The following is a 12,239-nucleotide window of genomic DNA, read 5'->3' on the forward strand; positions in this document are numbered from 1 at the left end:
ACTATCTTGGTACTTCTACTGATTGTACAATTATTTCTATGACTTTATCTGCAGTCATTCCTTCCATTTCTCTTTCTGGAGTTAACATTATTCTGTGGCGTAGCACTGGATAGATACTTTTCTTTACATCTTCAGGAATTACAAAATCACGTCCGTTAATTGCTGCAAATGCTTTTGCTGCCATTAATACTGCAATACTTGCTCTTGGTGAACCTCCTAAATATAAATGCGAATTATTACGCGTATTTGAAATTAATTCGGCGATATATTTTATAATTTTCTCCTCTACTAAAACATCAAATACTTTACTTCTATATTCTAACAGTTCTGTCTCTGTTAAAACAGTTGACACTTTTGTTTGAGGCAGCGCTCCTTTACGTTCGTTATGAGCTGTTAAAATTTTAATCTCTTCATCTAAATTTGGATAACCTACATTTATCTTAAACAAGAAACGATCTAATTGAGCTTCTGGTAATGCATATGTTCCTTCTTGTTCTATAGGATTTTGTGTTGCCAATACCATAAACGGTGGTTTCATTTCATAACGAGTTCCATCCATAGTAATTTGTTTCTCTTCCATTACCTCAAATAAAGCAGCTTGCGTTTTTGCAGGTGCTCTATTTATCTCATCAATTAGAACAATGTTAGAGAATATAGGTCCTTTTTTAAATTCAAAATCAGAAGTTTTCATATTCAAAACAGAAGTTCCTAATACATCAGAAGGCATTAAATCTGGTGTAAATTGAATTCTACTAAAATCTGTAGCAATTGTTTTTGCTAACAACTTAGCTGTTACTGTTTTTGCTACTCCTGGTACACCTTCTATTAAAACATGTCCATCTGCTAACAATGAAACTAATAATAACTCTATAAAATCTTCTTGTCCAACTATAACTTTAGCTAGCTCTTCTTTTATTTTTACTACTGCTTCCTTTAGTTTAGATAAATCTATTCTATTTGAAAACAATTCATTTGATTCGGTTGTTGGATTCTCTACACTCATCCTATTCTTTTTTATTCTTTAAACGCTTCTATAGCTTTATTTAACGCTATTAATTCTTCTTCTTTTATATGTTCTTTTGACGCTATTGCATCTATCTTTTTAAACAAATTAACTATATCTTCATATGAATTTCCACTCCTACTTGATAGTTTCTCATAGAAAGCTTCGTCTATTTTCAATGTTGACAATCGGTAAGTAGTTCTTATATACTCTAAAAAGTAATTTATTTTATGTGATGCTATATTTTTATGATCTGATTTTTCATAATACATATTAGCTATTGTTCTTGTAAAAGCTAAGGTTTGATTCTTTAAAGGTGTAATTACTGGAATAAATCGCTGTTTTCTTTTCCCTTTAAAAACGATAAAAAACAATACACCTATTAAAGCCACATAATAAGCCCATTTTAAATGTTTTGAACTTAATACATAATGCATTGGCGAGGCTATTCTACTCTTCCCCGTCTTATAATATGTGTCCCATAAAATTATATTATCACTATAACTTTTTCTATCGTCAACACCTGAATTATTTTTGTCTAAATATGACAATACATTTCCTACATATTCATAATTATCTTCTAGCAACATACTATAATTAGTAAATGCTTGGGGAAAAGTATGTAAATAAAAATACCCTTTTCCATACTTTGTTCTAATATAATTAGCTTCTGTACTTTCAACTACACCATCTCCATCCTTAATAATCATCTCTCCTAAAATGGTTGTATTTAATGTATCAATTTCTGAAAAATATCGTTTCGGAAAGTCTCTATCAAAATAATACTCTTTGTTTCCAAACTCTGGATTACTCATTTTTTGATATGCCTTTTCCTCAAATGCAGATGTACTTAATTGCTTTGTTCTTACATTTAAAGTATCTATATAAATACCGTTTGTTGCGATAAATACATTGTTTCCTCGTTCGACAAAATCTAATAATTCTTCAAACTCATCATCTCCAAAATTAAGAGTATTATCTATAAACAAATAAGTTCCTTTACGTGTAGAATCTTTTAAAAATAGATACGGGTTTTGATATATATCTTTTACTTTATTTTTTGAAAAAAGAGAAGGTAATTCTTTATGCAAAATATAAGTTCCATAAGGTATCTTGTGATTTGCTACATAACTTGGAAACCAATTTATTTCTTTTGGTTTTGCCGATTCGATATAGACAATACTAAGTATTATAAATATCAATAAACCAATATATATTTTTAGTTTTTTATCCAATTCCTTAAATTTTAGCAATCACACTTTTAAAGTTTGTTTCAGCTTGTAAAAACTTTTCTTTATCTATTAAAAAGTCTCCATACCAAACATAATCATATAAATAAGTCAGTTTTTTAAACTCCGAGTACAAACTTTTGTTTAACGATAACTCTTTTATATAATCTTCGTTTGTTTTTTCTTGTTGCCAAGAAATCAATTCTTTTTCCGATAAGTTTTTCAATAATAACAAGTAATAATAACGTACCGCTAGCTGATAATTCCCTTCATTAATTGCTTTTTCAATTAAATTTGGTAAATCCTTGTCTCTTATTAATGCTTCATCTTCTGAAAGATTTACAATAGATTTTGTATTTTTTCCTTCTATAATACTTCTCGCTTTTACTTTTAAAAAGAACTTAATTATTAGGTATAAAATTATTCCAGCAATAATGTAGGGCAAAGCGTTTAATACAAATCTCAAGAAGCCAACTGCAGGCGTGATATCATCAAAAAAATAAGACAATACTTTCTTGACTATTCTCTTCAACCAGTTCCAAATTTTATCTAAAACTGTCGGTTCACTTTCTTGAACAACATATATAAACTCCTTTTGTTTTTTATACTCTTCTATTTTTTTAGCATCAAATTTCTTTTGCTCAATTCTAGAATCATCAAACTGAACTTGCTTTTTTTCTTCTTGTGAAAAAACACATATAGAAAACAATAAAAACGTTATGTAAAAAAGAAACTGTTTCAAAATATTATTGACCTAAACCATCTATTTTTTCCATTGTTCCTGTCAAGTTTCGTTGCTCATTAATATCAAAGTATAAGAATACATTGGTAATTAATGTGATTGAATAAAACATAAGTTGTCCAACCATAGAAATAATATATAAAATTAAATATATAGGATCTTTATAAAGATCTAAAACTTCAGTTGGATCTTGAACGCCAAATCCTATTCCCATTTTTACTAGTTGGTAAATAGTAGCTGGAACCTGAAAAACATAACCCAAAACACTTACTAAAAGACTTACAACAAATATAACTCCAAAAGTTTCCCAAAAATATCCACTAACAAAATTGAAACATTTACCTATAGTAGATGTAGCTGATTCATTTTCAAAAACTAATATTGAAGCTCCTAAAGACAAAACAGTCCATGTATAAAATGCTGGAAAAAAACATAAGAATGCACTAGCTATAAATATTATAAATGCTAAAATTGCAAAACCAGTAAATGACCAAAACTTACCTCTAGTATTAACCATGATGTCTTGTTCATTAACATTTCCTTTATTTTCTATATACGATTTGATATAGTACATACCTGATAAATTGATATAAACAAGTGTAATCAAATAAGCAATTCCCATCATAAAACCAGAACCACTAAAACCTAACATACCTAAAACATCATTATTTGCTACATTAGATAAAGAAAACATCATAAAAATTGCCCCTCCTATAGTTATTAAAATAGGAATAGCCGATACTTTAAGAATAGTTAAGAAAAACTGTTTTCCTTCTAACCTTATGAATTTAAAAGCATCGGTAATAATACTTCCTAAATCTCTTTCTCTTTTAAATTCTATATATTCTTTAGTCATTTGTTAATTGATTTTTATGTACTTGTATTGGATAGATTACGTAATAAAATATTATAATAGCTAAGGATGATAAGATTATCAAAACCGCTAACCAGTCTGGCATTTCAGTATGTCTCGTTACAAAACCTTCTAAAAAACCAGCTATGATGAAGAAAGGAATGGTACTTACCATAATTTTCAATCCATCTTTCATACTTCTTTTAAAAGATTCTAATCGAGAATATGTTTTAGGAAATAACAATCCGTTACCCAAAACTAGACCTGCACAACCTGCTATTACAATTACTGATATTTCTATGGTTCCATGAATCCAAATGGTTCTTGAAGATTCCCATAATAAACCTTTATCGTAAAAGAAATACAAAAACGAACCTAGCATAATTCCGTTTTGCATCATTATATATAAAGTTCCTACAGAAAATAACATTCCTAAAACAAAAGCATACATTGCTACTCTTATGTTGTTTACTGTAATACCTATAAACATATCTAATTCATTTGCTTTTTTGTAAACCGCCATAGGATCACCTTTTTCTATGTTTTCTAGCGTCATATTTACATAGTTATCACCTAAAATAAGTCGTACAAAATCAATATCGTTTGCTGATGAAAAAGCTCCACACAGAGTAAAAAAAGCAAATACTACAAAAGCAATCAACAGTTGCTTTTGATACTTATAAAACATTAATGGAAATTCAGTTTTAAAAAAACTAAAGAGTCTATTCTTACTCTCCTTCTTGGTTTTATATATTTTTTGATGTGCGACTGAAGCAATCGAATTCAAGTACACTACAGTATTTCCTTTTGGATAAAAGGTTTTAGCATAGCTTAAATCGTCAGTCAATTCAACATATAAATCAGATAATTTATCAGGAGACACAACTGCTTTGTTGTATAAAACATCTTCAAAAAGTTGCCATTTTTCTTTGTTCTTATTTACAAAAGCAGCTTCTCTCATTTTTTAAGAAAAATAGTAGTTTTCTTTCGTGCAATTTCTTTAATCATAGAATCTTTTTATCTTCGCTAAGCTAAAAAAAGTTAAAGAAACAACAATAAAAAAAATTGAAAAACTAATCAATGGATAATTTTCAAATAGAAACTGCACAAAATATTTCTATAAATCAAAATGTAGCTCATATAACAACGCGCATAGGTTCGTATTTAATTGACGCCTTATTTATAATTGGTTATTATATAATAATCATACTTATTATGGGAATGTTAGACATAGCTCCAAGTATGGAATACATGAGTTTATGGGCACTTATTAGTTTACCTGCTTTTTTCTATAGTTTAATTTTTGAAGTTTTAATGAACGGACAAACACCTGGTAAATATTTTAATCAAATTCGTGTGGTAAAATTAGATGGTTCTAAACCTACATTTGGAAGTTATTTAATACGTTGGTTATTACGTGTTATCGATTTTACCTTGGCTAGTGGTTCTGTTGCTGTTTTAACTATTCTTTTAAATGGAAAGGGACAACGCTTGGGCGATTTAGCTGCTGCAACTACAGTAATTTCTGAAAAGAAAAGGATTAGTTTAAAAGACACCATTGCTAGTGATATTGTCAACAATTATACTCCTACCTACACACAAGTTACTTTATTAAAAGATAGTGACATACACACTATCAAAAGTGTATTTAATGATGCTAGAAGAAAAAGAAACCATAAGGTAATTCTAAAACTACATCAAAAAATAATTGAATTAACAGGTATTAATACTGAGCAAAAACCTATGGATTTTATTAATACTGTTATTAAAGATTATCATTATTACGCACAACAATAAATTACAGAATAAATTCTTTTAATTTATTTCACTGGAAATTAAACGACTAAAAAGACTCCCGTTTTTTCGTTAATAAAAAGCTTTTAAAAAAGCAGATTTAACAATTTTAATCTTTTATTTTCGCCCTCCCCTTATCCAAAAAAACACAAATTTCTGACCGATAAGAAATAAGCATGGCAAACGAAAAAAACTGGTTACAATACTATAAAAACAGTTTATTTGATAGTGAAAACTTAGCAATAGATATTGCTAAAATTAAAAATCTTTTTCATCAAAACTCATCTGATTTGAGTAATGCTCTAATCAATTCAAAACAAGTAAATGAATTGTTAGATGTTGAAGAAAGAAGAATTAACAGATTAAGAGGAGTTACCAAAAAAGACGATCCAAAGTGGCATCAAGTAGAAGAAACTAAAATACTTATAGCTCCTTTTCATTTAACATATCAAACAGAAAATCCAAAATATAAAAATAGAACCATACATCCTTTTTGGATAACAGTGGTTGCTAATAGATCTGGACAATTATCTGCTCCAAAAGAGATATTCCCTTTAATTGTTCGTAACTATTTAACTCCAATGGCTGATGTAAAAAATGATTTTATTTTTTCATCAATAGACACCATTTTAGATGCTAAAAATATTGAAGAACCAGAACCTGAATATGAAGATGAACCAGTTGCATGGGATGAATATTGGGATTATATCAATGAGGTTTTTTTAGATGTTACAGGTCATAATTTATACAGTTATAAAACAGAAGGATATAATACTGTACATCAACTTACTTACTTTGCTGTAAGTTCTAAAATTGCCACTGCTAAAAGTATTCTTTTTCTTTATGAAAACTTACTAAAAGATGAAGAAGAACTTCCAGCTCTTTCAAAAATAATTAGTCCTTATGTAAGAGAAAGAAGACAAGCGATTACAGATAAAGAGTTTTTAAGTTACAATCATTTACATTTAGGTCAAATGTCTAATGAATTCCCTTTATCTATTAGTCAGCGTAAAACATTACTTTCATATCTAGTAGCTGAGGAAAATGCTGTTACAGCAGTAAACGGACCTCCTGGAACTGGTAAAACTACATTACTACAAAGTTTAGTTGCTACGGAATTTGTAAAAGCTGCCATTAGAGGTGAAGATGCGCCTGTTATTGTGGCTTGTTCTAACAATAACCAAGCAGTAACTAACATTATTGATAGTTTTATCAATTCAAAAAGTACTATGGAAGTTTTATCTGAACGCTGGATTCCAGATTTTAATGGATATGCTACCTACCTACCTTCTAATTCTAAAAGTGAAAAAACTTTAAAAGGAATTAATTTCTTAAAAGGAAATCTTTTCAAACATGAAGGTACTTTATGTAATTTAGAAAATGAAGATTATATACAAGAAGCGGCTTACTATTTCCTTACTAATTACTGTAATTACTTTGATGTATCTTCAAATTCTCTTGAAGATGCCTGTAATCATTTACAAGATGAAATTATAGCTATAGAAGACATTCTAATTGATGGAGTTGAATTTTCTGAAAACTATATCAATTCTATAGAAAGGATAAACAGTATTCTTTTAAATGAAAGTGATTTTATAGATAAAGATGATTTTAAAATTGGGAAAATTCAAGAATGGAGAACCATTATAACCAATTTAAAAAATGCATCGAAAGACATAGATTTTAAAACTAAAGTACAGCAGTATTTTAGTATTGGTAGTTCTTCAAATACTGAAGACTGCATCTTTAAAATGGATGAATTTACATTCAACAATCAAAATAGAACTGTTTCATTTTTAAAAGAAAGTATTAACAACTTTAACTTAATTCTTCAATCTCACTTAAAACTAAAGAATTGGAAGTATGAAAACAATATTCAAGGCTTTCCTTCTACTAATGAAACACTGATGTGGGATAATGAATATGAAAAATTAAATTCGACTGATAAAAGCAATCGTTTTTATTACGATGAATTAGACGTTAACTTACGTCATAAAGCTTTTCTTTTAGCAACCCATTATTGGGAAGCTCGTTGGCTATTAGAAACTCAAGATGCTATAGAAAACGATACAGAAAGAGGCACTGGAGAATTAGCTATTCAAGCAAAATGGAAACGTAGAGCTATGCTAACACCTTGTTTTGTAGCTACTTTTTATATGGCTCCAACACATTTCTTATTTAGTCAATTTCAAGGAGAAAACGAATACGGAAAACCTGTTTTTGAATACTTACCGTTATATAATTTTTTAGACTTATTAATTATTGATGAAGCTGGGCAAGTAACTCCTGAAGTTAGCATCCCTATGTTTTCTTTAGCTAAAAAAGCCTTTGTTGTTGGCGACTTAAAGCAAATTGAACCTATATGGTCTATTCCTGAAAGGATTGATGTAGGAAACTTAACTAGCTTAAATATGCTTGAAAATAAAAACGACACTAACTATTTAAGTGATATTGGTTTTTTAGCATCAAGTGGAAGTATTATGAGGATGGCTCAAAATGCTTGTGAGTATGAAACTCCTTTAAAGGAAGAAAAAGAACAAGGATTGGTTTTATTAGAACACAGAAGATGTAACGATGAAATTATTGATTTTTGTAACGAATTAGCTTACAATGGTATCTTAAAACCTATGAAAGGAAAAACAAAAGATACTCAAGTCTTTCCTCCTATGGTTGCTTATCATGTTGAAGGAGTTAGCGAACGTAAATACAATAGCCGTCGTAACATAAAAGAAGTAAACGCTATTATAACTTGGTTACAACAAAACAAGGAAACTATCCAAAAAGCTTATGGTGTAGATACTATTGAAAAGCAATTAGGGATCATTACTCCTTTCGCAAGTCAAAAAGGAGAACTTTCCAAAGCTTTAAGTGAAGCTGGTTATAAAGTTAACGATATTAAACTAGGAACAGTGCACGCATTACAAGGAGCTGAACGTAATATCATATTATTCAGTTCTGTATACTCTAATGAAGATGAAGGAACCATGTTCTTTGAAAAAGACAACAAACCTAACATGTTAAATGTTGCTGTTTCAAGAGCAAAAGAAAGTTTTATACTATTTGGTGACACTCGAATTTTTGACGAAACAAAAAACACTCCTTCAGGAGTATTAAAAAAACATTTACATGTGCATGAAATGGTAAATTAAATGTATTTAATATATTTGAATAAAATTAATTGCTTAAAAGTTGCTACTTTTTTGCACCTAAATATTAAACTACTATGAAAGTAAAAATTAAAATTGCTATCCTAGCTGCCATAGGATTTATTTCAGCGTCCTTCGCTCAAGGTCGTCAATTTAACATCACAAAAAACAGCCCCTATTTTACTCATGATGTAGCAAACCAAGTTTCTTATATTGATTTTGGAGACATTAAATTTTGGGGATATGTAGAAGTTACGATAACTGGAGGTTGGAGTTATCAAAATAATGTTGGAAAATACACCAAAAGATATGAAATCGGTAAAAACCCTGGGAATTTATTATACAGATCTACAAGTGAGGTACCTTCTTCTTTTGGTTTAATATCTTATCAATGGAAATTAGGAGAAGCTTTTTTAGACACTAACAATCATTTAAAAATTCCTATTTACCATTTAGTATCTACAGGTAATGGATTAACTATTAACATTACAGGTCTTTCCAGAGTAGATTTTGACGAATCATTAATTACCATTACTGCACCAACTGTAATTGCTAATAATGAAACAAGAGATTATGTAACTTACAAATCTCAAGTTAACATTATGGATAAAGTAGGTATAGGAACATTAACTACAGGTCCTCATAAGTTAGCTGTAGAAGGTTCTATTGGCGCTAGAGAGATAAAAGTTTTAGCAGCTCCTAACTGGGCTGACTTTGTTTTTGAAAATAATTATAATTTACCAACGCTTTTTGAAGTTGAAAATCACATAAAAGAAAAAGGACATTTAAAAGATATTCCTAGCGCTAAAGATGTTAAAAACAATGGTTTCTTTTTAGCTGAAATGGACGCTAAATTACTTCAAAAAATAGAAGAACTAACATTATACACCATTGCTCAAGAAAAACAATTAAAAATTCAAAGAGAAAAAATCAAAACATTAGAAGCTCAAACTAAAGAAATTAAAGAACTGAAAGAATTAGTAAAAAAACTTTTAGAAAATAAATAAAGAAAAAACTTCATAAAAAAAGCAGTATTGAAACTTCAATACTGCTTTTTTTTATCACCTCTAAAAGTTTATTATTTCTTAAACTCAGAAATTGTTTTCTTTATAATAGAAATACAATCACGTAATTGTTCTTCATTCATTACTAATGGTGGTGCAAAACGGATAATGTTTCCGTGAGTTGGTTTAGCTAATAAACCATTGTCACGTAATTTAATACAAATATCCCAAGCTGTTGAGCTTTCTTCAGTATCGTTAATTAAAATTGCATTTAACAATCCTTTACCTCTTACTGAATTTACTAAATCTGTTTGCTCAGTAAAAGCTCCTATTTCCTCTCTAAAAATCTTTCCTAAACGCTCAGCATTTTCAGCTAAACTTTCTTCTTTAACAACTTCTAAAGCTGCAATAGCAACTGCTGCTGCAACTGGATTTCCTCCAAAAGTAGAACCGTGGTTACCTGGTTTAATAACATTCATAATATTATCATTTGCTAATACTCCAGAAACCGGATAAGCTCCACCACTTAATGCTTTACCTAAGATTAAAATGTCTGGTTTTACATTTTCATGATCTACCGCTAACATTTTTCCTGTACGTGCAATACCAGTTTGAACTTCATCAGCTATAAATAATACATTATGCTTTTCACATAATGCCTTAGCTGCTGCTAAATATCCTTCAGATGGCACATATACTCCAGCTTCTCCTTGAATAGGCTCAACTAAGAAACCAGCTATATTTTTATCACTTTCTAAAGCCTCTTCTAAAGCTTTTAAGTTATTATACTCTATTTTAATAAACCCATTTGTATAAGGCCCAAAGTTCTTACGAGCAACAGGATCATTAGAAAATGAAATAATTGTAGTTGTACGTCCGTGGAAATTATTTTCACAAACTACAATCTGTGCATCATTTTCATTAATTCCTTTTACTTCATAAGCCCATTTTCTACATAACTTTAAAGCAGTTTCAACAGCTTCAGCACCAGTATTCATTGGTAATAATTTGTCAAAACCAAAAAGTTCAGTTGCAAATTTTTCATACCTTCCTAACATGTCATTGTAAAATGCACGAGAAGTTAATGTTAATGTTTGCGCTTGATTCACCATTGCTCCAACAATTTTTGGATGACAATGCCCTTGGTTTACTGCAGAATAAGCAGATAAAAAGTCATAATACTTCTTACCTTCAACATCCCATACGTACACTCCTTCACCTTTACTTAAAACCACTGGTAATGGGTGATAGTTATGTGCTCCGTGTTTGTTTTCTAAATCGATCGCTTGTTGCGAAGTTAATTGGTCTAAAACAGCCATTTTTAATAATTTTAAATTTATAAAATAACCATTCCTTATCTACCTTTATCCTTTCGAAGAAGTTTCGAAAATTCAGCGTGGGAAAGAAATCATCCCTAAAAAGTTCTGCAATTTACTAAATATTCAGGGCATTTAAAATCTTATTCCGATATTTTTCCAGCCAATGAAGAAACCTGCAACTCCAATCTTTTAATCTCTCTTAATAATGCATTTTTATCCATTTGCATCCAAGCAAATATTTTTAACATACTTACTCCTAATAAAAAAATCATAGTCCCTACCCCCCATTTTATTAAATCTTTAGTTGCTTCCGAATTAAAAAACTGAACAATACAGTAAATAAAAAGCCCGAAGAAAACTAAGGTCATTATATTCATTAAAACCATAATCCATTTATTTTTCCCTTGAAATAACCCACCAATCATTTGAAAAACATTCTGTTCATCTAATTCCTCATAAAATCTTGCCTCTTCTTCGGTTAAGGTTTCCTTTATTAATTTGTCAATATCTTCTGATTTCTCCATAATTTTATGTTTTTATTATTTTCTTTAATTTTTCTCTTGCATGAAACAACCTTGATTTTGCTGTTCCAACCGATATATCTAAAAGTTTACTTATTTCTTTAAGTGAATACGATTCAGTATAAAATAACTTAACAACCATCTGTTGTTCTATTGATAATTTCTGAATTGCTTTTAACAAACTACTTTTCAATTTTTCTTCTTCACTAACCTCAATTGAAATAACTTCTTTTCTATGCTCATTGTAATATTTTTGGTACTTATCTAGTACTCTTTTATCTGCTCTTAACCAATCAATCGCCTTTCTATTTACAATACTAATTGCCCAACTTTTAAATCGATCTGGATTTTCAAGTTCTTCTAACTTTCTTATAATTACCTGCCAACTTTCTTGAGCTACATCTTTAGCTATATCACGGTCTTTCACATACCAAAAAGCAAGCTTACAAAATTGAACATGCCATTTTTTCACTAAGGCTGTAAGCGCTTTTTGATCTCCTTCTTTATAGGCTAAAATCAAATCTTTATCAGTAATATTATTCAATTTTTTCATTATCGATTACATCTCATAGACGTATGGAAAGTTAAAAGGTTCAATTTTCTTTTTAAAAATAGAAATTTAAGTTTG

General features: G+C 29.4%; 11 protein-coding genes. 3 read left to right on the forward strand and 8 right to left on the reverse strand.

What is annotated here, in order from left to right:
- Position 1: 1 nt before the first annotated feature.
- The 5 genes from ACOQN8_RS17275 to ACOQN8_RS17295 are packed head-to-tail and all read right to left on the reverse strand — an operon-like array spanning position 2 to position 4,788.
- On the reverse strand, positions 2-1,003 hold the full coding sequence (locus ACOQN8_RS17275) for an AAA family ATPase (RefSeq protein WP_150901177.1): 1,002 nt from the start codon (positions 1,001-1,003) through the stop codon (positions 2-4).
- Positions 1,004-1,014: 11 nt separating this feature from the next.
- Complete coding sequence (locus ACOQN8_RS17280; protein ID WP_420553644.1) at positions 1,015-2,238, reverse strand: DUF4350 domain-containing protein; 1,224 nt, start codon at positions 2,236-2,238, stop codon at positions 1,015-1,017.
- A gap of 4 nt (positions 2,239-2,242) precedes the next feature.
- Positions 2,243-2,974, reverse strand: a complete 732-nt coding sequence (locus ACOQN8_RS17285) for a DUF4129 domain-containing protein (protein WP_420553645.1) — start codon at positions 2,972-2,974, stop codon at positions 2,243-2,245.
- A 4-nt stretch (positions 2,975-2,978) separates the two neighbouring features.
- Positions 2,979-3,830, reverse strand: a complete 852-nt coding sequence (locus ACOQN8_RS17290; RefSeq protein WP_272149460.1) for a hypothetical protein — start codon at positions 3,828-3,830, stop codon at positions 2,979-2,981.
- A complete protein-coding gene (locus ACOQN8_RS17295; protein ID WP_420553646.1) occupies positions 3,823-4,788 on the reverse strand; it encodes a stage II sporulation protein M in 966 nt (321 codons plus the stop codon). The genes ACOQN8_RS17290 and ACOQN8_RS17295 overlap by 8 nt, the downstream gene beginning before the upstream one ends.
- Before the next feature lie 119 nt (positions 4,789-4,907).
- Here ACOQN8_RS17295 and ACOQN8_RS17300 point away from each other — a divergent pair, with 119 nt between their 5' ends.
- The 3 genes from ACOQN8_RS17300 (at position 4,908) to ACOQN8_RS17310 (ending at position 9,774) form a co-directional block, all read left to right on the forward strand.
- A complete protein-coding gene (locus ACOQN8_RS17300; protein WP_420553647.1) occupies positions 4,908-5,624 on the forward strand; it encodes an RDD family protein in 717 nt (238 codons plus the stop codon).
- Between the two features lie 173 nt (positions 5,625-5,797).
- Positions 5,798-8,770, forward strand: coding sequence for a DEAD/DEAH box helicase (locus ACOQN8_RS17305; protein ID WP_420553648.1), 2,973 nt, complete (start codon positions 5,798-5,800; stop codon positions 8,768-8,770).
- 74 nt (positions 8,771-8,844) lie between these two features.
- Positions 8,845-9,774 carry a hypothetical protein gene (locus ACOQN8_RS17310; RefSeq protein WP_420553649.1) on the forward strand — a complete coding sequence of 310 codons (930 nt, stop codon included), beginning with the start codon at positions 8,845-8,847 and terminating at the stop codon, positions 9,772-9,774.
- A 71-nt stretch (positions 9,775-9,845) separates the two neighbouring features.
- Here the strand turns inward: ACOQN8_RS17310 and rocD are convergent, their stop codons facing one another.
- From rocD to ACOQN8_RS17325, 3 genes are all read right to left on the reverse strand, one after another.
- On the reverse strand, positions 9,846-11,090 hold the full coding sequence (gene rocD / locus ACOQN8_RS17315) for an ornithine--oxo-acid transaminase (protein WP_420553650.1): 1,245 nt from the start codon (positions 11,088-11,090) through the stop codon (positions 9,846-9,848).
- 140 nt (positions 11,091-11,230) lie between these two features.
- Complete coding sequence (locus ACOQN8_RS17320) at positions 11,231-11,614, reverse strand: DUF6768 family protein (protein WP_150901169.1); 384 nt, start codon at positions 11,612-11,614, stop codon at positions 11,231-11,233.
- A gap of 4 nt (positions 11,615-11,618) precedes the next feature.
- Entirely contained in the window at positions 11,619-12,164 is a 546-nt protein-coding gene (locus ACOQN8_RS17325; RefSeq protein ID WP_420553651.1) for an RNA polymerase sigma factor, read from the reverse strand.
- Between the last annotated feature and the right edge of the window lie 75 nt (positions 12,165-12,239).

The sequence above is a fragment of the Tenacibaculum aiptasiae genome (assembly GCF_965221665.1).
Lineage (GTDB): Bacteria > Bacteroidota > Bacteroidia > Flavobacteriales > Flavobacteriaceae > Polaribacter > Polaribacter aiptasiae.

What these genes read in the sequence shown, in the direction of transcription:
- ACOQN8_RS17275 (WP_150901177.1), bottom strand. Translation starts at nt 1,003, where the DNA reads ATGAGTGTAGAGAATCCAACAACCGAATCAAATGAATTGTTTTCAAAT.
- ACOQN8_RS17290 (WP_272149460.1), bottom strand. Translation starts at nt 3,830, where the DNA reads ATGACTAAAGAATATATAGAATTTAAAAGAGAAAGAGATTTAGGAAGT.
- ACOQN8_RS17295 (WP_420553646.1), bottom strand. Translation starts at nt 4,788, where the DNA reads ATGAGAGAAGCTGCTTTTGTAAATAAGAACAAAGAAAAATGGCAACTT.
- ACOQN8_RS17300 (WP_420553647.1), top strand. Translation starts at nt 4,908, where the DNA reads ATGGATAATTTTCAAATAGAAACTGCACAAAATATTTCTATAAATCAA.
- ACOQN8_RS17305 (WP_420553648.1), top strand. Translation starts at nt 5,798, where the DNA reads ATGGCAAACGAAAAAAACTGGTTACAATACTATAAAAACAGTTTATTT.
- ACOQN8_RS17310 (WP_420553649.1), top strand. Translation starts at nt 8,845, where the DNA reads ATGAAAGTAAAAATTAAAATTGCTATCCTAGCTGCCATAGGATTTATT.
- rocD (WP_420553650.1), bottom strand. Translation starts at nt 11,090, where the DNA reads ATGGCTGTTTTAGACCAATTAACTTCGCAACAAGCGATCGATTTAGAA.
- ACOQN8_RS17320 (WP_150901169.1), bottom strand. Translation starts at nt 11,614, where the DNA reads ATGGAGAAATCAGAAGATATTGACAAATTAATAAAGGAAACCTTAACC.
- ACOQN8_RS17325 (WP_420553651.1), bottom strand. Translation starts at nt 12,164, where the DNA reads ATGAAAAAATTGAATAATATTACTGATAAAGATTTGATTTTAGCCTAT.